We start from the raw sequence: 26,484 nt of genomic DNA, 5'->3' as shown, positions 1-26,484 counted from the left end.
GGCGTCCATGTGACCAAGTGGAATCAGCAGTGGCTTGGAAACTGGCTATCGAGCGTAAAGATGCGCCTACTGCGCTTATCTTCTCTCGTCAAAACCTAGCACAACAAGCACGTTCAGCAGAGCAAGTGGCTGACATCGCTAAAGGTGGTTACATCCTGAAAGATTGTGCAGGCAAACCTGAGCTAATCTTGATTGCAACAGGCTCTGAAGTTGAATTGGCTGTGAAAGCGGCTGAGCAACTAACTGCTGAAGGCAAACAAGTACGTGTTGTTTCAATGCCATCAACAGACGCATTCGACAAACAAGACGCGGCTTACCGTGAAGCTGTACTTCCTGCTGACGTAACTGCGCGTATCGCTATCGAAGCAGGTATCGCGGATTACTGGTACAAGTACGTTGGCCTAAACGGCAAGATCATCGGTATGACCACGTTCGGTGAATCTGCACCAGCAGACCAACTGTTCAAGATGTTCGGTTTCACTGTTGAAAACGTGGTTGAGAAAGCTAACGAACTACTGGCTTAATCAAATACGATAAAGAATAGAAATCCCCGCCATTGTGCGGGGATTTTTTTAATGTGAAATAAATGGTTGGATAATCTCTGTTAATGGTGCGCTTTACGCCGTCATCGGTTAATATCTGTGCCACGAAATTTTAGTCGGTTGATGGTACGGATGTTAAGAGTCGCAATAAATGGATTCGGGCGAATAGGGCGTAATGTGTTACGCGCTGTTTACGAAAGTGGCAAAGCTCAGCAGATAAAAGTCGTTGCTGTAAATGAGTTGGCTCAGCCTGAGGCTATGGCGCATTTGCTACAGTACGACACCAGCCATGGTCGTTTCGGTAAAAAGATTTCTCACGACCAAGAACATTTATATGTTCATCATGATAATGGTGAGTTTGATAGTATCCGAATTCTTCATTCTCCAGATATCCATCTATTGCCTTGGCGAGATCTAGAAGTAGATATCGTTTTGGATTGCACAGGTGTCTATGGTTCTAAAGCCGATGGTGAAGAACACATTGCTGCTGGAGCCAAAAAGGTACTGTTTTCTCATCCGGGTTCGGCGGATCTTGATAACACTGTTATTTATGGTGTAAACCACGAAACGCTGACAGCTGATCATCATATTGTTTCTAATGGTTCTTGTACCACTAACTGTATCGTGCCAATCATAAAAGTGCTGGATGAAGCCTTTGGTATTGAATCGGGTACGATTACAACGATTCATTCTTCAATGAATGACCAACAAGTGATCGATGCTTACCACAGTGATTTACGCCGTACCCGCTCTGCAAGTCAATCTATTATCCCTGTTGATACAAAATTACATAAAGGGATTGAAAGAATATTTCCGAAATTTTCTAACAAATTTGAGGCGATTTCGGTACGAGTTCCAACAGTAAATGTTACTGCGATGGATTTGAGTGTCACTATTAACGCAAATGTGAAAGTTAATGACGTAAATCAAACCATGATAGAGGCATCTCAGTGTACATTACACGGCATTGTTGACTATACTGAATCACCACTCGTATCCATCGATTTTAATCACGATCCACACAGTGCGATTGTAGATGGCAGCCAAACTCGAGTGAGTAACGGGAATCTAGTGAAGATGCTCGTTTGGTGTGATAACGAGTGGGGATTTGCTAACCGAATGCTTGATACCGCGTTAGCAATGCAGGCTGCAAAGTAGTTACTCTTTGGTGGCTAAATTATTTATTTTATAACTTGAAATAAATATCTAGTGCCCCATATTAGTATGCAGTTTATGATTTTACAGGCTCGGCAGGATAGCCGGGCTTACAGAAACTTTTCTTTTTAATATTTGAGAGGACAAACCATGTCTGTAATCAAGATGACTGACCTGGATTTAGCAGGTAAACGTGTATTTATCCGTGCTGACCTAAACGTACCTGTGAAAGATGGCAAAGTGACATCTGATGCACGTATTCTAGCTTCACTACCAACTATCAAACACTGTATTGAAGCTGGCGCTAAAGTAATGGTGACTTCTCACCTAGGTCGTCCAACTGAAGGCGAATATGCTGAAGAGTTCTCTCTACTACCAGTAGTTAACTACCTAAAAGATGCACTAGAGTGCGAAGTGAAGCTTGCTAAAGATTACCTAGATGGCCTAGAGCTAAACGCTGGTGAGCTTGTTGTTCTTGAAAACGTTCGCTTTAACAAAGGCGAGAAGAAAAACGAAGAAGAACTATCTAAGAAATACGCTGCGCTATGTGACATTTTCGTAATGGACGCATTCGGTACAGCACACCGTGCTCAAGCTTCAACTCACGGTGTTGGTATGCACGCACCTGTAGCTTGTGCTGGTCCTCTTCTTGCTGCTGAGCTTGAAGCACTAGGTAAAGCAATGGACAAACCAGAACGTCCACTTGTTGCTATCGTTGGTGGTTCTAAAGTTTCTACTAAACTAACAGTTCTAGAATCTCTTTCTAAAATTGCTGACCAACTTGTTGTTGGTGGTGGCATCGCGAACACATTCATCGCAGCTGCTGGTCACAACGTAGGTAAGTCTCTATACGAAGCAGACCTTATCGAAACAGCTCAAAAACTAATGAAAGAGTGTTCTATTCCAGTAGCTACTGACGTTGCATGTGCGAAAGCATTCGACGAAAACGCAGAAGCTGAAATCAAGAACGTTGCTGATGTTCAAGATGACGACATGATCTTCGACCTAGGTCCAGATTCAACTGCGGCTCTTGCTGAAATCATTGGCAATGCTAAAACTATCCTTTGGAACGGCCCTGTAGGTGTATTCGAGTTCAAGAACTTCGAAGCGGGTACTAAGGGTATTTCAGAAGCTATCGCTAAATCTGCAGGCTTCTCTGTAGCAGGCGGTGGTGACACGCTAGCAGCTATCGACAAGTTCGGTATCAAAGCTGATGTTTCTTACATCTCAACTGGTGGCGGTGCATTCCTTGAGTTCGTTGAAGGTAAAGTACTTCCTGCAGTAGCGATGCTAGAAGAGCGCGCGAAAGCTTAATCATCATGATTTATTAATAAAGCGGAAATTAGTTTTCCGCTTTATTGTTTGCTGCGCAACAAGCTTGGTTCTGTTAAACTTCAAGTGTTGTGAGCAGACGTATGAAAGAATTCAAACTCACCGTTTTTATTTATTAAAACGACAGAAAATAGGATCAAATCCATGTCTAAGATCTTCGATTTCGTAAAACCTGGTGTTATCTCTGGTGATGACGTACAAAAAGTATTTCAAGTAGCTAAAGAGAACGGCTTCGCTCTTCCAGCAGTTAACTGTGTGAACACAGATTCTGTGAACGGCGTACTAGAAGCGGCTTCTAAAGTTAAAGCTCCTGTTATCGTTCAATTTTCTAACGGTGGCGCTGCTTTCTTTGCAGGTAAAGGCGTTAAACTAGAAGGTCAAGGTGCTCAAATTCTTGGCGCTGTAGCTGGTGCAAAATACGTTCACGCTGTTGCTGAGTCTTACGGTGTTCCTGTAATTCTTCACACTGACCACGCTGCTAAGAAACTACTACCTTGGATCGACGGCCTACTAGATGCTGGTGAAGAGTTCTTCGCTCAAACTGGTAAGCCACTATTCTCTTCTCACATGCTAGACCTTTCTGAAGAGTCTCTAGAAGAGAACGTTGAAACATGTGCTAAGTACCTAGAGCGCATGGCTAAAATGAACATGACAATCGAGATCGAACTTGGTTGTACTGGTGGTGAAGAAGATGGCGTTGATAACTCAGATATGGACCAATCTGAGCTATACACTTCTCCTGAAGATGTTGCTTACGCATATGAGAAACTAAACGCTGTTAGCCACCGTTTCACTATCGCAGCTTCTTTCGGTAACGTGCACGGCGTTTACAAGCCAGGTAACGTTGTTCTTACTCCAACTATCCTACGTGACTCTCAAGCTTACGTTTCTGAGAAATTCGGTCTTCCAGCGAACTCTCTAAACTTCGTATTCCACGGTGGTTCTGGTTCTACTGAAGCAGAAATCAAAGAGTCTATCTCTTATGGTGTTATCAAAATGAACATCGATACAGATACACAGTGGGCAACTTGGGACGGTATCCGTCAATACGAAGCAGACAACCACGATTACCTACAAGGTCAAATTGGTAACCCGACTGGTGAAGATGCTCCGAACAAGAAATACTACGATCCACGTGTATGGCTACGCGCTGGTCAAGCTTCTATGGTTAAGCGTCTTGAGCAAGCATTTGCTGACCTTAACGCAGTAGACGTACTGTAATCTAAATTTTTAGATGATTTGCCAAGCCCGCTCAGATGAGCGGGCTTTTTTCTTGGTAAAGAGACAGAAAAGCTATTTTATTCAAAGCACTGGCACAATGTGAATTTATTGCTTAATCTGATACAGGATCTAAATAGATGGGATAACCTTTTGCTTTGTTGTTTGCAAAAAGCTGACTTTGCAAGAAGTTATACGTCATATCATATAAATCCCACAGTGAGTGAAAAATAGCAGTGCAGATTTGTAATGCCAGACAAGCTCAGTGAGTAAAATAATCGGTTATAAAATATTAAGAGTCTTAGAGGGTAAGAAAGTATGGCTGGTGAATCTTTGGATATAGAAGCGCCAATTACTGATGGATTGAATAAAATGAGTGATTGGCTTAGCAGTAATTCAGATTTATTAATTCAATACGGGGTGAACATTGTTTCGGCAATTCTTATCCTGATCATTGGTAATATCATTGTTAAAGCGGTAGCGGGTAGCGTTGCTAAAGTTCTGCATAAGAAAGAGATGGATAAAGCGGTAGTTGAGTTTATCCATGGCCTTGTTCGTTATGTTCTATTCGTTATTGTTTTAATTGCTGCTTTAGGTCGAGTAGGCGTTGAAACTGCTTCTGTAGTAGCAGTAATCGGTGCGGCTGGTTTAGCTATCGGTTTAGCTCTGCAAGGTTCGCTTTCTAACTTTGCTGCGGGTGTGTTGATTGTTGGATTCCGTCCATTTAAATCAGGTGATTATGTTGAAGTTGCAGGGGTAGCTGGTTCGGTTGAAGCGATTCAAATTTTCCAAACTATTCTAAAAACACCAGACAACAAAATGGTTGTTGTTCCAAACGGTGCAATCATCGGTGGTTCAATTACCAACTATTCCCGTCACGCTACTCGTCGTGTTGATTTAGTGATTGGCGTTTCTTATAAATCGGATCTCCAGTTAACTAAGAAAGTGATCCGTGAAACGCTAGAAAAAGACTCACGTATTCTGAAAGATCCAGACATCACAATTGGTGTATTGGCACTAGCGGATTCTTCAGTGAATTTTGTCGTACGTCCATGGTGTAAAACAGAAGATTATTGGGGTGTTTACTTCGATTCAATGCAAGCAATTAAAGAAGCGTTGGATGCGAACGGTATTGAAATCCCATTCCCACAAATGGATGTTCATCTCAACAAAGTCGATTAATATCGATGATGAATCTAAAAACGGAGGCAATAGCCTCCGTTTTTTATGTCCACATTTTTCACATAGATTTTTCACATAGATTGCTACTTTCTTTAGTTGAACCACTGAGTATAAAGACTTTTGGCTAAAGCAAAGGCGATGATAAACATCATGCTTGCTACGATTAAGTCGATGGTTTTCTTTGTCTTAGGTTTGGATAGTACCGGTGCTAACTTGGCTGCTCCAATGGATAATCCATAGAACCAAACAAAAGAAGCAGTCATAGTTCCCAAAGCAAATGCAAGACGATCGCTTCCTTCAAATTGTCCGCCAATTGAGCCAAGAATAACCACCGTATCTAAATAAAGATGTGGGTTTAATACCGTAACCGCAAGTGCACCTAATATAACCGCCCGTCGGCCTCGTGCCAGTTTTTGAGGTTGGCTTTCTTGTTCGTCAGAACTTTGAAGAGCAGATCGAAGTGAAAGCCAGCCATAAAAAGTCAGAAATGCGATTCCCCCAAGAGTAACAACGGTCAGTAGCGTCTCATTTTGAGAAAGCAGTGCACCACCGCCAAAAATACCTAAAGAAATAAAGAACACATCCATCACGCTACAAATTGTTGCGGTAGTAAGATGATGGTTTCTTTTAATACCTTGGTTTAGAACATAAGCATTTTGTGCCCCAATGGGGATAATCATTGTCGCACCCAGGCTAAATCCCTGTAGCAATATCCAAAAATTCATAGTCGTTTCTTTAAGGTTTAAGTTAATAAATGTTGCATGAAAAATACGGTATAGATTGTTAGAAATAAAACTAATAATATTAATGCGTCATTAGAGGTACTTATGGTGAGATTGTGCGTGGATTAGATTACCGATGGCTTGAAGCTCTAGATCAGATTATCTTGCAAAGAAGTTTTGAGAAAGCTGCTGCCGTATTATGCGTCTCGCAATCAGCGGTCTCACAAAGAATTAAGCAGCTAGAAAAATGGCTTGCTCAGCCTGTACTTGTAAGAGAGAACCCGCCAAGAGTAACACCTGCAGGGCAGAAGTTACTTGGGCTCTATCGTCAGGTTTGTGTTTTAGAGCAGGACATTTTGCCAGACCTGAGCAACGATTTCGGTGAAAAGCCCATATCCATTTCAATCGCAACCAACGCGGACAGTTTGGCTACATGGTTGTTGCCTGCTATTGCCGAGGCAATGAAACAAAGTAATTTGGAAATTCATCTGGTTGTCGATGATGAACGTAGAACCCTGGATAAACTTAAGAACGGAGAAGTGATTGGTGCGATCAGCCAGTCACCTAGAACTTTGCCGGGTTGTAACGCAGTTCTGCTCGGTGATATGCCTTACTTGTGTGTCGCATCACCCGATTTTTATCGTCGCTATTTCCCTCAGGGAGTCAGCATACAAACTTTACAAGCGGCACCAGCTGTTGCTTTCGACAGGCAAGACTTCATCAATGAACGCTTTGTTTACGATCATTTTGGTTTTGAAATGGTCAGTGAAGTTAAACACACAGTGGGTAGCTCTGAAGCTTGTGTAAAAGCTGCAGTAGCGGGATTCGGTTATTGCATGATTCCGAAGATCCAAATAGCAGAAGAACTGGAACAAGGGTTACTCATGGATATCACGCCGGGGATGTATATAGATCAGAAACTTTACTGGCATCATTGGCAGCTAGAAACAGGAAGTTTGAAGAAATGTTCACAGGCTTTGGTTGAGTATGCGAGAAAAAACTTGCCACAGTGAGCATGTCAAGATTGTGTGATTTACATACACAGACGCTGGGACTGAAATATTTTTCATCTATTATTGAGCAATAGGTTTTGAATTAGGGGAATGAAATGAAAGCACTTTCTGTAATAGTTCTAGCGGTATTGAGTATGTTTTCAATGGCTGCACAAGCTCAGGAATTCGACTTTCCGCATGTGGCGACGTCTGGTTATGGTGAAGTTATCGCGACACCAGATATGGCAGAGTTTTCGGTAAAAGTCGTCGAAATTACAATGAATGCGGAACAAGCGAAAGAGAGTGTCGATAACATAGTCACTTCGTTTATCAAGCGCCTTACTCAAGCAGGTGTCAAAGAGTCTCAAATAACCAGTTCAAACCTCTACTTAACTCCGCAATATCATTATCCAAAAAACGGTAAACCTGAACTAGTAGGTTATCGTGCCATCAGAAATGTCTCTGTTGAAGTCGATGATTTATCTAAGTTGAACGAGTACTTGGATATCGCCCTAGAAGAGAAAATTAATCAAGTCGACGATATTCAATTAAAAGTCCGTGATGAAGACAAATATCAGCAACAAGCGCGTATGGCTGCAATTAAAGATGCTCAACAGAAAGCACAGTCTTTAGCTGAGGGATTTGGGCGTAAACTAGATGGTGTTTGGCGTATCGACTACAATGCTCCGATGAGAAAAGCGGTACTAACTCGAGCTGCGACATTTAGTGAAGAGTCAGCGGTAAGCAACAGCTACCAAGATTCCACATTGATCATCCGAGATAATGTGAACGTTATCTATAAGCTTGATTAAATAGTAAATTGTTGATAATTATCGTAATAGTATGCGACGTTCCTAACGTTTTTTATTACGTGTGCTTTTATTTCAGCGCTACTTTTTTATTCAGATTAGCTTCAATGGTGATATAATGCGCGCCTTTGCTTTTGTTGCTAATTGTAAGTCTGGGTTATGAGATATTCTAAAATCATTGTCGCTTTTCTCATAGCCTGTGCCCTTATCACAGCAGGTATCGTCACTTTCTACTCTTATCGATACGATCAAGTTCAAGATACGAGCAATCACCGTTCTATACGTGAAGCGATTAATCAACTCTCATACAGTGAGCAGGAATACCGCAATTTAAGAGATCAGGTCTTTTCGACTATCTCTCTTTTAAGTCACGGACGCAGCGCTTACAACTATGTAGAGTCTCCAAACTTAGTTACTCGTAATCAGCTTCAAATGGCATTGGCGTCAACGGCTAATGGTCAAAAATGGTTTGATGGCATTGGTTTTATTGATGTGAAAGGTGTAGATACTGTCCATGTCGATTACCTGCCAAGTATTCACCGGACCAAAGCGTTAGACGATGTAGTAGACATTTCTCAAACTTCATTTTTTCAATATGCACAATCACTGGCTGAAGATGAAGTTGGGGTATGGGCGGAAGAACTGGCAAGTGATCCGGATACTTTTACCAAACCATACACACCAACGATATTAGTCATATCTCCAGTTTCTGTCCTTGGCGCTCGAAAAGGATATATCGTAATTTCAGTCGATATGTCGATGATGGTTGATAAGCTCAATTACTCCCCGAAAAATGACTTAACGCCAGCTATCGTCGGTAGTAACGGCTATATGGTAACAGGAAAGAACATGTTGCCTTTCTATGGTGATATGACTAATCAATACCATGGATTCGACCTCGCTACCTTCTTCCCTAAAACTTGGGAAGTGATGCAAGCACAAGCATCAGATCACAACTATCTGATGGAAGATATGAATCTTATCGTCTTTAAGCCGATCGATAAGTTTTTTGGTCAGAACATTCATCTGGTTATTCGTTTTACTCCTAAGCAACTCTATGATCGAGCGCGACATGAGCTGAATGATATAGTCAAAGAGGGCTTCTTCGTCTTCATGATCATGTTGGTTTTTGCTTTGCCAACGGTTTCTATGTCACTGCATTATTATCACCGTAATATCGAAAGTAAGCTCGCTCGAGCTGCGTTGGATGGTATGACTGCGGTGATGATTTCAGACAAGTCTCATCAAGTGATCATGGTGAACAGAGAGTTTGAAACCATGATTGGCTTATCCAGCAAAGAGGTTCGCGGTCACAATGCTCTTAAAACCTTACTCAGCCATAATGGCATGGAGTTCATTCTGAATGTACTTGAGCAAGTTGATCAGAATAATCTTTGGGAGGGAGAGGTTGAGTGTGTTACACCAGAAGGTCAGTTACTGACAACCATAATGCGTATTCAGGCAATCATAGAAGCAGGAAAAGTCAGTTACTACATTACTTCTATAGTCGATATTACCGAGCGAAAAGAGCTGGAGAATAGGCTTAGAGAATTGAGTGAGAAAGATTCACTTACTCATCTCTGGAATCGCCGAAAATTCGAAAGAGAGCTAACGCTACAGACTCAACTAGTAGAGCGATACCCAGATGATTATTCGGTCTGCTTGTGCTTAATTGATATTGACTACTTTAAGCGTGTCAATGATGAGCAGGGACATGATCAGGGTGACAAAGTGATCGTAAAAGTCTCAGATGTTCTCTCGGAAAAACTTAGAGTGACAGATTTTCTTGCTCGTATCGGCGGAGAAGAGTTTGCAGTGATCATGCCTCATACTTCAACTCCAGAGGCGCAGTTGGTTGTTGAACGTTTAAGACAAGCCATTGAGTTAGACGAAAGTCTAACTATTACTATAAGTGCCGGTATTTCCGACCTTTCTCAAGACAGCACTCGCTCTTATAAATGTGCGGATATTGCTCTCTATGAGTCTAAAACTCTTGGTAGAAATCAAGTTTCTCTCTGTCTGACGACAGATGAGGTTGCTTGATGTCACGTTTTTATTACGAATCGACTAAAGTCTAATTTAATTTTTTACTTGAGCTAAACTGTACAATAAGTAAACTGTTGTTTTTTTCATCAGTAGTGATCCGGTTTTCCTATTTATGGTTTTTACTCAGCTCGGCTCAGTAAAAAGAAGGAAGCTAAAACACTCTGGCAACATGAGGCAGGGTATGGTTAATCATTTTCTAGTGAGGCTGACAATTAGCGCTTTATTGGTGCTGGGAATAAAATTAAGCGCGCTTTATTTTCTTCCAATGGTGTTACTACTTAACACTCACCATAAAGAGTTTTTTGGTTGGTAGACCTTTACGAATAACGATAAAAAATAATTAAAAAAGCCGAAGCATCTGCTCCGGCTTTTTAGTATCAAATTTGGGTTCTAATTAAAGAACATGTACAGATGCAGTGTTAGTAGTACCTGAAGCAACGAGTGCACCAGAAACCATAACAATGATATCGCCTTTCTTGCCTAAGCCAGAAGATAGCGCGATTTCTTTACCTTGACGGTAGAAGTCATCAGTACTTTCGTAAGCATCAACAACCACTGGAGTAACACCTTTAGAAAGAACAAGCTGTGCAGCAGTCTTAGCGTTAGTTGTTACAGCAATGATGTTCGCTGTTGGGAAGTATTTACGAACTGAACGAGCAGATTTACCAGCTTCAGTTGCAACAACAATAAGTGGAGCAGCTAGTTTCTCAGCAGTATCTACAGCGCCTTTACATACCGCTTCAGTGATACGTAGACGTGGGCTGTCTAGACGAGAACCTAGTTCAGCTTTAAGTACAGAGTCAGTACGTTTAGCGATTTGCGCCATGATAGTTACCGCTTCAACAGGGTATTTACCTTTTGCTGTTTCGCCAGAAAGCATTACTGCGTCAGTACCGTCCATGATTGCGTTCGCAACGTCACCCGCTTCTGCACGAGTTGGACGAGGGTTTTTGATCATAGAATCAAGCATTTGAGTTGCAGTGATTACAACTTTACGTGCACGGTTACATTTCTCGATCATCATCTTCTGAGCGAAGATTACTTCTTCAGCTGGAATTTCAACACCTAGGTCGCCACGTGCAACCATGATGCCGTCAGATAGCTCAAGGATCTCATCAAAATTGTCCACACCTTCTTGGTTTTCAATTTTAGAGATGATTTGGATGTTTTCGCCGCCGTTTGCAGCAAGAACTTCGCGGATTTCTTTTACATCAGAAGCTTTACGGATGAAAGAGGCTGCTACGAAGTCAACGCCTTGCTCACAACCAAACTTAAGGTCGCCTTTATCTTTTTCAGATAGAGCTGGTAGGTTTACTGAAACGCCAGGTAGGTTAACACCTTTGTTTTCGCCTAGTGCGCCGTTGTTTAGAACTTTACAGATAACGTCAGTATCAGTTGTAGAAACAACTTCCATCTCGATTAGACCGTCATCAACAAGGATAGTGTTACCTGCGCTTAGGTCTTTTGCGAAACCTGCGTAAGTTACTGCTACTTTGTCTTTGTTACCAACTACAGAAGTATCAGTTGTAAAAGTGAACTCTTGACCAGCAACTAGATCAACATCATCACCGTTTTCTAGTTTGATAGTACGGATTTCTGGACCTTTAGTATCCAAAAGGATTGCTAGTTGTTTACCAGTGTTTTCCATAACTTTACGGAAGTTAGCGATACGAGTACCGTGCTCTACGAAGTCTCCGTGAGAAAAGTTAAGGCGCATTACGTTCATGCCTGCATTAACAAGTTCTGTTAATTTTTCTACAGATTCAGTTTTAGGGCCAATCGTACATACGATTTTGGTCTTTTTCATGGAAGAGTCTCTCCGGTGAATATTATCAATTTGAAAGTTAATATATAGCTTAAGAATGGCCTCGATGGCGGCAAATTTATCTCTTCGTTACCACATTTCTTTCTCGAGTACAGCTCACTCCAAAACTGAAAGTCTTACAACAGGTTTAGTCATTTTATGACTACCTATTGAGGGCGTATCATCATTTTAATGTGATCCATATCACCATGATTGGTGAAAATTACAAAAGTATCACACACCATTCTGTAATTTTTTTTCTTTAGGGTGCGAATTCTAACACCTAATCATTACAATATCACTGCTTAAGAATTGTCTTAGGACAAGGTTTTAGCCAGAAATATTAATTTTTTAGATCGAAATAAATAGACACAAAAGTTTCGTTTTGAATATAATAACTTTCGTTTCGTAACTTGTTCTTGTGGATGTCATGTCAAAACGTAATACTCAGCTAAGAAGGCACACGATTGTTAACCTAGTTAACCAATTAGGTGAAGTCAGTGTTGAAGAGTTATCTACTCAGTTTGAAACTTCAGAAGTCACTATAAGAAAGGATTTGGCGTCACTAGAACAGAATGGCCTACTATTACGCCGTTATGGTGGCGCGATTGCTTTGCCTAAAGAAGTGGTGAATGACGAACTGAACTCAAAAGTTTCAGTTCGAAAGGAAGCGTTAGCAAAAGCCGCTGCAAAACTGATTCGAGACCATAACCGTATTGTAATTGATAGCGGAAGTACAACCGCAGCACTGATTAACCAGCTCAATGATAAGCATGGGTTAATCGTCATGACCAACTCTTTGAATGTCGCGAATGCGCTAAATGAGCTTGAAAGTGAACCTACATTGCTCATGACTGGTGGCACTTGGGATACACATTCGGAGTCATTCCAAGGCAAAGTGGCTGAATCTGTTCTTCGTTCCTATGATTTTGATCAGTTGTTCATCGGTGCGGATGGCATCGACCTCGAACGTGGGACTTCGACATTTAATGAATTGGTCGGTTTAAGCAAGGTCATGGCTGAAGTTTCCAGAGAAGTGGTTGTTATGGTTGAGTCCGACAAAGTCGGCAGAAAGATCCCTAACTTAGAACTGCCATGGGACGACATTGATGTTCTGGTAACCGATAAAGGGTTGTCTGACGAACTGGTTGCAAAAATAGAATCTCATAAGGTTCGAGTGATTCGAGCCTAGACTGGGTCATTGAGACCCGCAAAAATTTAAATCCGCCTCTACTTTAAGGCTTTGCTTGCAGCCGTAGAGTGCACTAGATAAAAAAGAAATTGGAGTAATAACATGTGTGGAATTGTTGGCGCTGTTGCGCAGCGTGATGTAGCTGAAATTCTGGTTGAAGGTTTACGTCGTCTTGAATATCGCGGCTACGACTCAGCAGGTGTTGCAGTTGTTGATGCTCAGAGCAACCTGACGCGCATTCGCCGCCTAGGCAAGGTTCAGGAGTTGGCTGATGCTGTGAACTCTGAACAAGTGGTTGGTGGTACAGGTATCGCGCATACTCGCTGGGCAACTCACGGTGTTCCTTCTGAAGTGAATGCTCACCCACATGTGTCTGGTGATATTGCTGTTGTTCACAACGGTATTATCGAAAACCACGAAGAGCTTCGTACTCTGCTTCAAGAACGTGGTTACGTATTCGTTTCTCAAACCGACACAGAAGTAATTGCTCACCTTGTGGAATGGGAACTTCGTACTTCAGAAACACTTTTAGAAGCACTACAAAAAACAGCCGCTCAGTTAGAAGGTGCATACGGTACTGTAGCGCTTGATCGTAAAGATCCTAGCCGTATCGTTGTTGCTCGTTCTGGTAGCCCGATTGTTATTGGTTTGGGTATCGGTGAAAACTTCCTGGCTTCTGACCAACTTGCGCTTCTAAGTGTAACGCGTCGCTTCATGTTCCTTGAAGAAGGTGATGTGGCTGAAATTACTCGTCGTGACGTCACTATTTACGATCAAGCGGGCAAGCTGGTTGAGCGTGAAGTGATTGAATCAAACATCGAACACGATGCGGGTGATAAAGGTCAATACCGTCACTTCATGCAAAAAGAGATCTTCGAGCAACCAATGGCGCTGAAAAGCACGATGGAAGGCCGAATCACACATAACTCCGTGATCACAGAAAGCATTGGTGTGAATGCGGTTGAGATTCTTAAGAAGGTTGAACACGTTCAAATCATCGCGTGTGGTACTTCGTACAACTCTGGTATGGCGGCACGTTACTGGTTTGAAGATATCGCTGGTGTTAGCTGTGACGTAGAGATCGCTTCTGAGTTCCGTTACCGTAACTTTGTGACTCGTCCAAATAGCTTGCTAATTACGCTTTCTCAATCAGGTGAAACGGCAGACACACTAGCTGCGCTGCGTATTGCTAAAGAGAAAGGCTACATGGCAGCGATGACGATTTGTAACGTGTCTGGCTCTTCGCTAGTTCGTGAATCTGACATTGCATTCATGACTCGCGCAGGAACTGAAATTGGTGTGGCTTCAACTAAAGCATTTACCACTCAACTTGCAGCAATGTTGATGCTTGTTACCGCGATTGGTAAAGAACAAGGCCGCGTTGATGCTGCTAAAGAAGCAGAAATTGTTGAAGCGATTCATGCTCTTCCAGTTCAAATCGAAAGTGCATTAGCATTTGATAAGCAGATTGAAGCTCTAGCGGAAGATTTTGCTGATAAGCACCACACACTGTTCCTAGGTCGCGGTGAATACTACCCAATCGCTATGGAAGCGGCGCTGAAGCTAAAAGAGATCTCTTACATTCATGCTGAAGCTTATGCGGCGGGTGAATTAAAACACGGTCCATTGGCTTTGATTGACGCAGATATGCCTGTTGTGGTTATCGCGCCAAACAATGATTTGCTTGAAAAACTAAAATCAAACGTTGAAGAAGTACGCGCTCGTGGTGGTCTGCTATATGTATTTGCAGATGAAAAAGCAGGCTTTGAAGCGGACGATACTTTGAAAATCATTCCAATGCCGCACGTCAGCGAAATCACAGCACCAATTTTCTACACAGTGCCAATGCAGCTACTTTCTTACCACGTAGCACTAATTAAAGGTACTGACGTTGACCAACCTCGTAACCTAGCTAAAGCGGTGACGGTTGAATAACGACTTGATAACAAGTTTAACAGTCATCTGATAGAAACTTAGTGATAGCTGATTTCTAGAGTTTGTGGCCGAGGTCAAGCGTATTTTGACTTCGGCCATTTTTGATCTGTTTAGAATTTATTGTAGAGAACACAAAACAAACTTACTCCTCTATTAGGCGGAAAGAAGTAAGGAGGGACTCATCGAAGAGATATTAATAAGTAGCCTAGAACCATCAATATCAGCTTTAGTATTCAGCTATCAGCACACAAACCTATCTTCCCCATTTAAAGTTAACCAACCAGATTTTTTATAATTGTTATATAAATCAATAACTAGATGATTATGGCTATAGTTATTATTAAAACAACTCTTATTATGAAAATGATTCTCATTTATTTTCTGGCGTGGTAAGGTGAGCGCAATATAGGCAACAATTAACTTACTCTTTTACTCATGTACCAACTTGTCGATACGTCTTTCCAAATCGATGGTAAGACAATTCTTTTTCCTACCAACCTCACTTTTTCGTCGGGAAAGGTGACAACGCTTCTTGGTCATAACGGGTGTGGTAAATCAACGTTGGTGAAACTTCTTAGTCGACAAAATCCACCAACTAGCGGACAGGTTTTATTTAATCAACAACCAGTCTCGTCATTTTCAAACTTAGAATTTTCTCATCAGGTTGCGTATCTTCCTCAGCATCCACCGTTAACGGATGGAGTGACAGTGCGAGAGCTGGTTTGTTTCGGCCGTTATCCTTGGAAAGGCGCATTTGGACGTTATGGAAAAGAAGATTATGAAATTGTAGATCAGGCGATTGAGAAAGTGGGATTAACCCCGTTTGTCGATCGTTTTGTTGCAACTTTGTCTGGAGGTGAAAGGCAAAGGGCTTGGGTTGCGATGTTACTAGCGCAGCAAACCCAGTGTATTTTGCTTGATGAACCAACTTCGGCTCTCGACGTCGCTCATCAACATGAGTTGTTGGCTTTGATTCGAGAGCTTAATCAAACCTTGGGATTAACCGTGATCATGGTACTGCATGATGTGAACATGGCGGCGAAGTTTAGCGATCACCTCATCGCACTCCATTCCGGAAAAATTATTGCTTCAGGATCCCCTCAAGAGCTCATGACTCCTGACACATTAATGAAAATATACGGTATGGAATTAGCGATCTTTGATAATCCGAGCACCGGAAACCCAATCAGTTATATTCCGTAAACAAAAAGGAACCCGCTGTGAAAAAACTCATATTAATGCTTATGACAGCATTAACATTCAATAGCTACGCTTTCGACGTTACACATGAAATGGGGACGGCCTCTTTTGCAACAACACCCAACAAAGTTGTTGCGTTAGATTGGGCATTGACTGAAACCGTATTAAGTTTAGGCGTTGAACTTGAAGGGGTTGCAGATACTGATGGCTATCAGGAATGGGTGGTGAAGCCCAGTTTAAACTCTGATGCGATAAATGTCGGTTCACGCCGCGAACCGAACTTAGAGTTGCTAACAGAGATTAAGCCTGACGTTATCTTAATTAGTAAACACATGGCTGCCGCTTATGAGCAACTGAACAAGATTGCGCCCGTCCTCGTTTACAGTGTTTACAGTGAAGAGAAGCAACCTATAGAGTCAGCAAAATCCATTACGACCTCTTTAGGCAAGCTGTTTGGCAAAGAGCTGCAAGCTCAACAAGTCATAGCAGAGACAATAGAGCGTTTAGAAAACAACGGCAAAAAAATCGCTTCAGCAGGTAAAGCTGATAAACCGCTTCTGTTTGCTCGCTTTATTAACGACAAAACACTTCGCATTCATAGCCAAGGTTCGTTAGCACAAGACACGATTCAAGCGATGGGCTTGAAAAATGATTGGCAAGAGCAAACGAATCTTTGGGGATTTACCACCGCAGGAACAGAGAAGTTAGCGGAACATCAAAAGTCTAACGTAATGATTTTCGGCCCTTTAAAAGAAGAACAACGTAATCAGCTCATGCAATCTCCTCTTTGGCAAGCGATGGAATTTACCCGCACCAACTCGGTTTATGAACTCCCTGCGATTTGGACGTTTGGTGGTCTGATCGCAGCACAAAGATTTAGTGATCACATTACTGAGCAACTTATCCAGCATTAATGAATACCACCTTAAAGATCGCGAACCCGGCCAACGGTCGATTAAATATCAAAGCAGCAACCTTGTTAAGCGTTGCTGCTTTAATCATTGGAACTCTTATCCAAGTGACAGCCCCTTATTCACAAGGAATAGGGCTCATCTGGGATACGATTTTCCATTTTGACTCAGCAAACTATCAGCACTTAATCACTTATTTTACCTATTTACCAAGGTTGTCGGTTGCAATTATTTGTGGCTTTGCACTCGCTGTTGCAGGTTGTGTTATGCAGTTTGTGCTGCGTAATCCCATTGCTTCCCCGACAACATTAGGTGTTGCAGCAGGGGCAGAGCTTGGTATGGTGCTCGGTCTTCTGCTCATTCCCGCTCACTTTGTGATTCCGGCATTTATTCCCGCTTTTGTGGGGGGCTGTCTATCGACGCTTTTGGTCTTCGCGCTCAGTTCTGTAAGAGGATTTTCGCCCCTGCATATGGTATTAGCCGGTATGGTGGTCAGTCTGTTCTTGGGTTCATTAAACACAATGTTGCTCATGCTGCATGAACAGCGATTAACCAGTATTTTTGTGTGGGGTGCAGGGGCACTCAACCAAAATGATTGGTCGAGTACGCAAGTATTGTTGCCTTTAGTTTTTCTGCCAGTGCTGTTGCTTTTGATTCTACAACGTCCGCTGTCCGCGCTGCAGTTTGGTGATGATGTTGCTACTTCCTTGGGTATCAATATCAAACAGATCAAGTTGATGTGCTTATCGTTAGCGATATTTATTACAGCGTCAGTGGTTAGTGAAGTAGGGTTGATAGGTTTTGTTGGCATCGTTGCACCTGCTATTGCGAGAATGCTTGGCGTCAGAGAACTTGCCAAGCAGATTATGGTTAGCGGCGGGATAGGAAGCTTAATCTTGCTTACCGTCGATTTAGTCAGTCAGCCTTTGTCGGGTGTGGGTGGTGAGCTTGTACCTACTGGTGCAATGACAGCATTGATTGGTGCGCCATTTTTATTGTGGTTACTGCAACGTACTAAGCTTCAATCCGATCTTAAGGCTCGCAGTGAAAGCATAGTGAATTACAAGTTAGTTGAGACGCGAAATACGTTGCTTACGTTGACGTGTGCGGTGATCTTGGTTTCTTTTTTCGCTGTTGTCATTGGTAAGAACCAGTTCGGTTGGAGTTTTGGGTTTAATCAATCACTGTTTGAACTGCGCGCTCCCCGAGTTCTGGTGGCTTTGATTGCTGGTATTGGATTAGCCTTTGCCGGCACGATTATTCAACGTATATCTCAGAACCCAATGGCAAGTCCGGAAGTGTTAGGAATTAGTTCTGGTGCTGCGCTAACCCTTGTTTTAGGCTCTTTGCTTGGTGTTGCTGCCACTCGAGAACAGCAAATATTGCTGGGTACTTTAGGTGCAGTATCGGTGACCGCTATTGTTTGGTTGATGGGCCGTAAGCACAACTTCGCGCCTACGCAAACACTATTGACTGGTATTGCATTGAGCGCGGGCTTAGATGCGCTACTCAGAATTACGATGAGTTCCGGTCATGATAATGCTGCCGCTCTGTTGACTTGGTTGTCGGGCTCTACTTACTTAGTTTCTCATAACGATGTTCTTCTATTAGCTATTGGTGTGGCTTTTATCGGAATCATTGCATTATCACTTAATCGTTGGATTGATCTTATTGGTCTAGGTGAAGTCACTGTCAGTAGCTTAGGGATCAACGCAATGGCTGTGCGGCTAGTGCTGTTGCTTTTGGTCGCGGCTTTAACAACTTTATGTACCATAGTGATTGGGCCATTGAGTTTTATTGGCTTATTAGCTCCACATATGGCGCGTTCACTTCACCATTTCCGAGCGATACCCCAAATGCTTACTGCTGCATTGCTTGGTGGAGTCATTATGGTTTTAGCCGATTGGATAGGACGAGTGGTTTGGTTTCCTTGGCAGTTCCCGGCTGGTTTACTTGCATCCTTGATTGGTGGGGGATACTTCCTCTATCTCATGCGACGTTAACAAAATAATTGTTTTTTGGTTTCAAAAAGACGATTGATAGTAATTGAAGGCGTTTATATTTATGATTTGGTTAACGAATTTATCGACTATTAACCCATGAAACAGACAGCAATTACTAAGCTTCAGCAAGACTTATTGATAAAAGTGGTCGCTAAACTGAAAGTTGAACAAGCGAACGTCGGCGACAGTTTGAATGAATCTTTGATGGCGCAGCAGTTCGAAGTATCGAGAACCCCCCTGCGTGCCGTTCTTGCGTATATGTCAACATTAGGTATCACAAAGGCCGTTCCTTATAAGGGTTTTGTGTTACAAGTCGATGCTCAATCGATCGAAATTGCAGGCGATCATGAAGAGTCTCGTCAGGAGCAGCTCTATCTGAAACTGTTAATTGATCTGTTCTTTGGCGAAATCGAAGCTGCGTTCTCAGAAAAAGAGCTGCAAGAACGTTATCAAGCTAATCGTGGAGAGGTACAGAGCGTACTTCGCTTATTGGAAAACGATGGTGTTTTGCGTCGTAGTCCTGGATATAAGTGGTACCTCGATGGTGTTCTAAACACACTTGAAAGACATTCAGAAAGCTATCGATTTCGATTGATTTTTGAACCTGCGGGTTTACTTGAACCGAGCTGGACACCCGATCTAAATGGATTAGAAAATTGTCGTGATCGGCATGTTAAAGCTATTCAAAATCCAAAGTCAGTCACTTCAAGTGAGTTGTTTCGTCTGAGCGCCGATTTCCATGAGTTACTCGCGGCTTGTTCTGGCAATCGTTTTCTACTTGGCAATATGCAGCAACACAATCGTATGCGTAAAGCCTCGGATCTAGTGTCGATGCATTTTCAATCTTCGGTCAGTAAGTCTTGTCAACGTCGTCTAGAGATCATCAATCTAGTACTGGAAGGTAACAACCTAGAAGCCTCCAACAAATTGACTCAGCTATTAGAAAATGACATTCGTGTCATGCAACGCACCTATAACCATATCGTGAATCTCTCTCAATCAGAGCGTGAAAAGCTCGTTCGTAGTATTGCGGACAACAACATTTAACGGCGTAGGCTGCTGACTAAAGGCAGCTTACATCGGTCTTATTTTTCTCTTCACTAAACCAATTATCGTCTGTTAGGGGTGAGCAACCGCTGTAGTTTTTTCTATTAACCTCACTTTACTCGATAGCCAATTGCACAAAAGGAAATAATTCTCATTAACCAATTGAGTTTTCGCTGCAAAAATACAATAATAATGATTCTCATTTATGGTTGGTTAAAACAATTTCGTGCTCGAACGTTAAATTGAGCAGCTTTATATTGATAAACAAAGAGAAAATAATGAAAGCGAGTAAAAGGAAGTTTCCTCTGTCTACTATTGCGTTAGCAATAGCTTCTGTCACTACAGTGTTTACAGCCCAAGCACAACAGATCACAACACAAGAGAAAATGGTGGTGGTCTCTAATCGCACTCCTAAAGCGATCAGCGATATTCCTGGCACGGTTTGGTATATCGATGCTGAGAAAATAGAACAGGAGTACCGAGGTGGTAAGACTTTAGGGGACATTTTAGCTTCGGCGATTCCATCACTCGATGTCAGCAGTGGCGCACGTACCAACTTTGGTCAAAACTTACGTGGACGTGCAATGCTCGTGATCATCGACGGTGTTTCGTTGCAATCTTCACGTCAAATCAGTCGCCAATTAGACTCGATTGATCCATTTAATATTGATCGTATTGAAGTGCTCTCAGGAGCAACCTCTATTTATGGTGCAGGTGCTTCTGGCGGTGTGATTAATATCATTACTAAAAAAGCACAAAGTGAAGAGCTGGAATTTGAATCGTTTGTGGGGGGCACATCGGGGCTCAACTCTAGTGAAGACTTTGATTACAAGGTGGCTCAATCGATTTCAGGTGGTAATGAAACCGTTCAAGCTCGTTCCTCTGTCGTTTATACCGAAACTCAGGGAGTTTTTGATAGCAATGGTACGATTGCGACTCCTGATATCTCACAAGGGTCATTGCAGTTTAACCAGACCGTAGATTTTCTAACCACAGTCGGTATCAACGTTTCGGAAACTAAGAAAGTGAACTTGCTGGCTCAATATTACGATAGCCAGCAAGATTCACCGTATGGTCTTTACATTGTTGGCCGTGATTTTGTTGATGTTCGTAATGGTTTTGATTCTGACCGCGAACATGGAACTGAACGCATTATGCTCAGTGCTTCTTATATTGATGAACAAGTTCTTGGGCATCAGTTGATCGCGGAAGCGTCTTACCGTAAAGAAGATCAAACTTTCACTCCATACTACCAATCTTCAGGTCAACAAATTACAGATGTTGTTTCTCTTAAGGCTGTTTTGGCTAAGAACTTCGACAAGTTCAATATCGTCTATGGTATTGATGCTTATCAAGATAAGCTCGAAAGCAACCAGGCTCTCTATGATTCAACGATTGCGAATGATTCCGGTAATTTGGTCAATCGAACTTCTGCTCAAGTAGGCCGTTACCCAGGCGTTGAAGTTAGCTCTGTTGCTGGTTTTGTACAAGCAGACTATTCATTGACTAATGATTGGATTGTTGAAGGCGGTGTTCGTTATCAATACATCTCGAACAAGATTGATGACTTCGTTGGATACAATCAACAGAAGAAAATTGCTGCCGGCAGTGGCTTAACCGCTGATGCCGTTCCGGGGGGCGAAACAGACTACACGGTAGCGCTATTCAATTTAGGTACGGTATACAGTCTGAACACAGATTCTGAGATTTGGGCAAACTTCTCTCAGGGACTTGATCTGGCTGATCCTGCTAAATATTACGGTCAGGGTGATTACACTTTAGTGGGTGATCACTGGCAGCTTAACGAGAGCATCAACGTCAATGACTCAAAAATGTTCGGTATTAAGACCAACAGTTTTGAGCTGGGTTACCGCTTAGATAAAGGCGATTTCAATCTGCAAACTGCGGCCTACTACTCTCAGTCAGACAAAAACGTTACTTACAACAAAACAACCATGCTAATCGAAACACTTGAAGACAAGAAACGTGTTTACGGTCTTGAAGCAATGGCGTCTTTGTGGGTACATGAGAATGTTCAACTCGGTGCTTCTGGTCATTATGTTGTTTCTGAAGTGAAAGGAGACAAAGGTTGGGAAGATTATGATGCCGGTTATGCAAGCACTTCTAAGGCGAATGCTTGGGTTGGCTGGTACGACTCTGACTTAGCGGTCAAGCTGCAAAGCCAAACGATGTTTGATTATGAAGATGCATCAAACAATAAGCTGGAAGGTTACACCCTGTTTGATCTAGTCGGCAGCTATAAGTTTCCAGTTGGCAGTTTAGGCTTTGGTATTCAAAACTTACTTGATAAAGACTACACCACCGCTTGGGGACAACGTGCGCAAATTGTTTACTCAGCACACTATGATTCAGCAGCATACGATTATAAAGGCCGTGGGCGAACGTACACACTTAACTACCAAGTTAAGTTCTAAACGACACGGAAAAAACAAAACAGCCACGTTAATGTGGCTGTTTTTGATCGTTTACGTTTTATTATTTCGCAATGACAACAGGGTGACCGTGCGTAGGATGCGCAATGATATCGACTTTATGGTGGTAAACCGCTTCTATGATTTCGGGTTTAAGAGCCTTAGCCGGAATATCGTCTGCGGCAATGTTGCCTTTGTTTAGAATAACGATTCTGTCAGCGTATTGAGCTGCCAGATTAAGATCGTGCAGTACAGCGACAACCGTAGCGCCTTCATTTGCTAGCTTACGTGCCAAGGCTAATGTTGTGTGCTGGTGGTGAATATCCAATGCAGAGGTGGGTTCATCTAGTAGCAGAATTTTGTTGTGATCACTTTGTTCCAGCTGGGTGAGCACACGAGCGAGATGTACTCGCTGTTTTTCGCCACCTGAAAGAGTAGGGTATGAGCGAAAACGCAGGTGCTCAACATCCGTTTCACACATGTATTTTGCCACCACATCTTCAAGTTGCCGATTAGACATCGTTAACCCAATACCGCCCAACTCAATCACTTCTTTAGCCATAAAGTTAAACGATAGAGAACTGCTTTGTGGCAATACACCCAAATGTTTTGCCAGCAAAGGTGCTGGCCATGAATCTCGTTTTTGACCAAAGAGTGCGAACTCGCCTTTTGTGTTGATTTCACCTGTTAGTGCTTTTAACAAGGTACTTTTACCAGTGCCATTTGGACCAAGCAGAACGGTAAACTCTCCACGATTCAGAGTAAGGTCAATATCATCCAGTATTTTTTGATCACCAAGAGTCACGGACAAATGGCGTATCTCGACTGTTTCAATACCGGAGTATTCAATCGATTCTTGCACTGCGTTTGATGAGGTAAATTTCGAGGATAAGAGAGACAGCATCAGATTCGCCCCTTTTGCTTAATCAAAAGCCAAACAAAGAAAGGTGCACCAAGCAATGCGGTGACAATCCCAACAGGCATATCTAAAGGCTCGACCACCGTTCGAGCCAGCATATCGGAAATCAGTAATAACAGTGCGCCGAGAAAGAGTGTTACTGGCAATAGTGAACGATAGTTGGGGCCAATGATCATACGCGCTAAATGAGGAACGATAAGCCCGATAAAGCCAATCATACCGCTTAATGCGACGGTGACTCCGACACCAAAGGCTGCTAACACAATTAAACGGCGCTTTAATGCCTGAACGTTAATGCCCATATGACGCGCTTCCGCTTCACCTAATAACATGGCGTTGAGCTTATCCGCATCACGATAGTAAGCGACAAACAAAATGATGAGTGTAGCAAAAGCGAGCCATAGACCTTTTTGATTGGCGCCCGCCAATGCTCCCATCGTCCAAAGCGAAAGGTCTCGCAGAGCTTGATCATCGGCATAATAGTTGAGTAACCCTAATGCCGCGCCTGTAAGTGTTGAAATAGCAACACCGGAAAGCAGCATCATAGTGACGGAAGTTCCGTTACTGCTGGTACCAAGGCGATATACGGCGAAGGTAGTCAAAGCGCCGCCGATACAGGCGAACATGGGGACCGTTCCGAATAACAGCAAGTTTGGATAGTGATTAGCAAGATCACCAAACCCCACGATTGCTAGAGCCGCTCCTAATGCAGCACCAGAAGAGACACCTATAATGCCCGGATCCGCGAGTGGGTTGCGAAATAGCCCCTGCATTACCGCGCCACTAATCGCTAAAATCCCTCCGACAGCAATTGCTAATAAAGTACGAGGCAAACGTACTTGTTGAACAATCATAGTGACATGTGCGGGAAGATCATGGTTGCCAAGTGGTAAAAGGGATTTCAAGCTGTCAGATAAACTGATGTTCATCGCACCCATACTGATGGAGGCGACTGTGGCCAAATAAAGTGCGACTGCCGATGAGATGCATAAGGTCTTGGCTGAAACCATTCTAGAATCTGTCATTGTTGTTTTTCTTCGTTTTGATGAGCGTGAGACTCGACTTAATTGAACGTCTGGAATGTTTTATACAGCTTGTCGGTCAGCTCTAAACTTTCAAGTCCAAAGCCCCCAATGATGGCGCTACTGCTGACAGGAATAATGCGGTCTTTGCCTGCAACAGGTGTAGCCGCAAGAAGAGGGAACTCTTTTAGAATGCCTTCATGCCCACCTAATGCTTCCCAAGCACGAGTGCTGACCAACAAGAAATCAGGCTGCATTTGTACGATGGCTTCTGCGGTTAGTGGTTTGTATGAACTCATTTCGGATTTCGCTGGATTCTGACCACCAGCAAGGTTGATGATCACGTCGATGGTGGTTTGATCGCCTGCGATGGTGGCTGGTCTACCTTTGGTCAGCATGGCAAATAGTACTTTGGGTTGATGCTCAAGCTTGCGAGATTTCAGCTCATTTAGTTGCTTATCAATGGATGCTTTGAGTGCTTTTGCTTTCTCTTGCGTTCCTGTGATTTGCGCGATTTTATCGATACGGCCAAATAGGTCTTCTTCTGTATCTCCCGAAGGCACTGTCTCGACTTTTATGCCGCCACTTTTTAAAAGCGTTAAGGTGTTCTCCGGTCCCATTTCATGAGAGCCAATTAAATGAGTCGGAGAAAGAGCCATTAATCCTTCAGCAGATAACTGGCGGTGATACCCTACTTGAGGCAAAGCTTCGTCAGCGTTGTATTTTCGGCTTGTCACATCCACGGCGATAAGCTGATCTTTTGCACCTAACGCAATCAGTAGTTCGGTAATGCTTGAGCCCGCACTAATGATGCGATTATTTGCCTGTGTTTCTTGTTGAGCATAAGCCGATTCCATTGATAAAAAAGGAATCGATAAAAATAGACTGAATGCCAAAGCGAGTTTTTTCATTGTTGTTCTTCCATAACGATATTTGTGGCGGGAATTTGGTGTTTTTGCATGAATGAAAACAGGTTGAGCAAGGATTCCACATCTGCTTTTTTATCTGCAGCAATCACTAAAGGTTTGTCTGGAAAGCGATTACGAGTTTTAAGAAGCGCAGATGTGAAAGCGTTCCAATCATTAAACTTCTCAGCATCTAATGCCCATTTCTGCTCTTCACTGTGCAAGATGCCGATTGAGATAACGGGTTTATCAGGTGAGGTAAGCTGACTGGTTTCTTCTGTTTTAGGGATGTCGACATTCAGTGTTTGCACACTGACATTCGCCGTAAGCAGAAGAAACACCATCACAATAAAGATGATGTCGATCATCGGCGTGAGATCCGGTTTAAATTCATCTTCGAGAAAACGAGAGTGTGACTGGATCATTACAACACCTCGTCAGTGGCAACGATATATGCGCTTTGAGTACCTGAGAAAGGATCAACCACAATCCCCTCAATATGAAGATTGCTGTGATTCAGAGTGTACTCAATCTTGGCAAGCGTCTTTTCAACCCACATGCCTAGAAGTTGTGCGCCTGTAATTGCAGGCAACGCGATGATCAAACCTGCTGCGGTGGTGGTCATTGCCAGACCTAAACCATCCGCTAAGGTTGCTGGTGAAATGACGGCGCTAGCGTCGGTCATGCCGCTAAACATTTTCATCAAACCTAATACGGTTCCAAGTAGTCCAATCAACGGGCTGATCACGCCAATCATCGACAGTAAACGAATGCCTGAACGAAACTGCTGTCGTTTTTTGAATAGCCAGATACCAACGGCTTCTTCACGCAGTGGTTTGGTAAAATGACGATGACCCAAAAGCATCCGCATGGATTGAAATATCAGTTGTTTGCCGTTTAGTTCATTGTTAATAAACGCATCCACTTCCTGCGGGCGAGAAAAATCCAGTTTATGGATGCTTCTGAGGATCGCTGTGGTATGCGTGCGGCTGTTGAGTAGCATGTAGATCGTACGTTCGACCAAGATAGCGATAGTGAGGAATGACATGATGATAAGTGGCCATGTCATAATGCCGAGCTGACTGTGAATATTGGTTAATGTTTGCATGATAGTGA

The 26,484-nt window shown here is 42.8% G+C and carries 22 protein-coding genes; 15 read left to right on the top strand and 7 right to left on the bottom strand.

Annotated features, from left to right (window positions below; genetic code table 11):
• The 5 genes from L3V23_RS04800 to mscS all read left to right on the top strand — a co-directional run.
• Window positions 1-524, top strand: a 524-nt coding sequence (locus tag L3V23_RS04800; RefSeq protein WP_276573989.1) for a transketolase C-terminal domain-containing protein, incomplete at its 5' end; no start/stop codon positions are given.
• Window positions 525-674: 150 nt separating this feature from the next.
• Entirely contained in the window at window positions 675-1,700 is a 1,026-nt protein-coding gene (gene epd / locus L3V23_RS04795) for an erythrose-4-phosphate dehydrogenase (RefSeq protein ID WP_102955374.1), read from the top strand.
• A gap of 147 nt (window positions 1,701-1,847) precedes the next feature.
• Window positions 1,848-3,011: a phosphoglycerate kinase gene (locus L3V23_RS04790; RefSeq protein ID WP_102942942.1), complete on the top strand. Its 1,164-nt coding sequence runs from the start codon at window positions 1,848-1,850 to the stop codon at window positions 3,009-3,011.
• A 162-nt stretch (window positions 3,012-3,173) separates the two neighbouring features.
• On the top strand, window positions 3,174-4,250 hold the full coding sequence (fbaA, locus tag L3V23_RS04785; RefSeq protein ID WP_102955375.1) for a class II fructose-bisphosphate aldolase: 1,077 nt from the start codon (window positions 3,174-3,176) through the stop codon (window positions 4,248-4,250).
• Between the two features lie 315 nt (window positions 4,251-4,565).
• Window positions 4,566-5,429, top strand: a complete 864-nt coding sequence (gene mscS / locus L3V23_RS04780) for a small-conductance mechanosensitive channel MscS (RefSeq protein WP_042480715.1) — start codon at window positions 4,566-4,568, stop codon at window positions 5,427-5,429.
• 92 nt (window positions 5,430-5,521) lie between these two features.
• Here mscS and L3V23_RS04775 read toward each other — a convergent pair whose 3' ends face one another.
• The gene (locus L3V23_RS04775; protein ID WP_102967089.1) at window positions 5,522-6,154 is read right to left on the bottom strand and encodes a LysE/ArgO family amino acid transporter; all 633 of its coding nucleotides are present in this window, start codon (window positions 6,152-6,154) and stop codon (window positions 5,522-5,524) included.
• Between the two features lie 113 nt (window positions 6,155-6,267).
• On the opposite strand from L3V23_RS04775, the gene L3V23_RS04770 reads away from it, so the two are divergent.
• From L3V23_RS04770 to L3V23_RS04760, 3 genes are all read left to right on the top strand, one after another.
• The gene (locus L3V23_RS04770) at window positions 6,268-7,164 is read left to right on the top strand and encodes a LysR family transcriptional regulator ArgP (RefSeq protein ID WP_102967090.1); all 897 of its coding nucleotides are present in this window, start codon (window positions 6,268-6,270) and stop codon (window positions 7,162-7,164) included.
• A 95-nt stretch (window positions 7,165-7,259) separates the two neighbouring features.
• A complete protein-coding gene (locus L3V23_RS04765; RefSeq protein WP_102967091.1) occupies window positions 7,260-7,955 on the top strand; it encodes an oxidative stress defense protein in 696 nt (231 codons plus the stop codon).
• Window positions 7,956-8,111: 156 nt separating this feature from the next.
• On the top strand, window positions 8,112-9,995 hold the full coding sequence (locus tag L3V23_RS04760) for a sensor domain-containing diguanylate cyclase (protein ID WP_102967092.1): 1,884 nt from the start codon (window positions 8,112-8,114) through the stop codon (window positions 9,993-9,995).
• A gap of 397 nt (window positions 9,996-10,392) precedes the next feature.
• Here the strand turns inward: L3V23_RS04760 and pykF are convergent, their stop codons facing one another.
• Window positions 10,393-11,805, bottom strand: a complete 1,413-nt coding sequence (pykF, locus tag L3V23_RS04755; RefSeq protein WP_042480699.1) for a pyruvate kinase PykF — start codon at window positions 11,803-11,805, stop codon at window positions 10,393-10,395.
• 427 nt (window positions 11,806-12,232) lie between these two features.
• On the opposite strand from pykF, the gene L3V23_RS04750 reads away from it, so the two are divergent.
• The 7 genes from L3V23_RS04750 (at window position 12,233) to L3V23_RS04720 (ending at window position 22,525) form a co-directional block, all read left to right on the top strand.
• Window positions 12,233-12,994 carry a DeoR/GlpR family DNA-binding transcription regulator gene (locus L3V23_RS04750; protein WP_102967093.1) on the top strand — a complete coding sequence of 254 codons (762 nt, stop codon included), beginning with the start codon at window positions 12,233-12,235 and terminating at the stop codon, window positions 12,992-12,994.
• 102 nt (window positions 12,995-13,096) lie between these two features.
• The gene (gene glmS / locus L3V23_RS04745) at window positions 13,097-14,929 is read left to right on the top strand and encodes a glutamine--fructose-6-phosphate transaminase (isomerizing) (RefSeq protein WP_102955381.1); all 1,833 of its coding nucleotides are present in this window, start codon (window positions 13,097-13,099) and stop codon (window positions 14,927-14,929) included.
• A 435-nt stretch (window positions 14,930-15,364) separates the two neighbouring features.
• On the top strand, window positions 15,365-16,132 hold the full coding sequence (locus L3V23_RS04740; RefSeq protein WP_102967094.1) for an ATP-binding cassette domain-containing protein: 768 nt from the start codon (window positions 15,365-15,367) through the stop codon (window positions 16,130-16,132).
• Between the two features lie 17 nt (window positions 16,133-16,149).
• The gene (locus L3V23_RS04735; RefSeq protein WP_102967095.1) at window positions 16,150-17,043 is read left to right on the top strand and encodes an iron-siderophore ABC transporter substrate-binding protein; all 894 of its coding nucleotides are present in this window, start codon (window positions 16,150-16,152) and stop codon (window positions 17,041-17,043) included.
• Window positions 17,043-19,043, top strand: coding sequence for a Fe(3+)-hydroxamate ABC transporter permease FhuB (fhuB, locus tag L3V23_RS04730; protein WP_102967096.1), 2,001 nt, complete (start codon window positions 17,043-17,045; stop codon window positions 19,041-19,043). Before L3V23_RS04735 ends, fhuB begins: the two co-directional genes overlap by 1 nt.
• Before the next feature lie 96 nt (window positions 19,044-19,139).
• The gene (locus L3V23_RS04725) at window positions 19,140-20,090 is read left to right on the top strand and encodes a GntR family transcriptional regulator (RefSeq protein ID WP_102967097.1); all 951 of its coding nucleotides are present in this window, start codon (window positions 19,140-19,142) and stop codon (window positions 20,088-20,090) included.
• Window positions 20,091-20,368: 278 nt separating this feature from the next.
• Window positions 20,369-22,525, top strand: a complete 2,157-nt coding sequence (locus tag L3V23_RS04720) for a TonB-dependent receptor (RefSeq protein ID WP_102967098.1) — start codon at window positions 20,369-20,371, stop codon at window positions 22,523-22,525.
• A 61-nt stretch (window positions 22,526-22,586) separates the two neighbouring features.
• On the opposite strand, the gene L3V23_RS04715 is transcribed toward L3V23_RS04720, so the two are convergent.
• Genes L3V23_RS04715 through L3V23_RS04695 form a run of 5 tightly spaced genes read right to left on the bottom strand, consistent with a single transcriptional unit; the run spans window position 22,587 to window position 26,476 of the window.
• Window positions 22,587-23,426 carry a heme ABC transporter ATP-binding protein gene (locus L3V23_RS04715; RefSeq protein WP_102967099.1) on the bottom strand — a complete coding sequence of 280 codons (840 nt, stop codon included), beginning with the start codon at window positions 23,424-23,426 and terminating at the stop codon, window positions 22,587-22,589.
• Window positions 23,426-24,466, bottom strand: a complete 1,041-nt coding sequence (locus L3V23_RS04710; RefSeq protein ID WP_102967100.1) for an iron ABC transporter permease — start codon at window positions 24,464-24,466, stop codon at window positions 23,426-23,428. Before L3V23_RS04710 ends, L3V23_RS04715 begins: the two co-directional genes overlap by 1 nt.
• Before the next feature lie 38 nt (window positions 24,467-24,504).
• Window positions 24,505-25,374 carry an ABC transporter substrate-binding protein gene (locus tag L3V23_RS04705; protein WP_102967101.1) on the bottom strand — a complete coding sequence of 290 codons (870 nt, stop codon included), beginning with the start codon at window positions 25,372-25,374 and terminating at the stop codon, window positions 24,505-24,507.
• Window positions 25,371-25,793: a biopolymer transporter ExbD gene (locus L3V23_RS04700; RefSeq protein WP_237291946.1), complete on the bottom strand. Its 423-nt coding sequence runs from the start codon at window positions 25,791-25,793 to the stop codon at window positions 25,371-25,373. The genes L3V23_RS04705 and L3V23_RS04700 overlap by 4 nt, the downstream gene beginning before the upstream one ends.
• Complete coding sequence (locus L3V23_RS04695) at window positions 25,793-26,476, bottom strand: MotA/TolQ/ExbB proton channel family protein (RefSeq protein WP_237291945.1); 684 nt, start codon at window positions 26,474-26,476, stop codon at window positions 25,793-25,795. The genes L3V23_RS04700 and L3V23_RS04695 overlap by 1 nt, the downstream gene beginning before the upstream one ends.
• Between the last annotated feature and the right edge of the window lie 8 nt (window positions 26,477-26,484).

Origin of the sequence: Vibrio sp. A1-b2, from assembly GCF_021726015.1 — a bacterium.
GTDB lineage: Bacteria > Pseudomonadota > Gammaproteobacteria > Enterobacterales > Vibrionaceae > Vibrio > Vibrio diazotrophicus.
The sequence above is the reverse complement of the archived record's forward strand: the minus strand, read 5'-3'. Positions and strand labels throughout refer to the sequence as shown.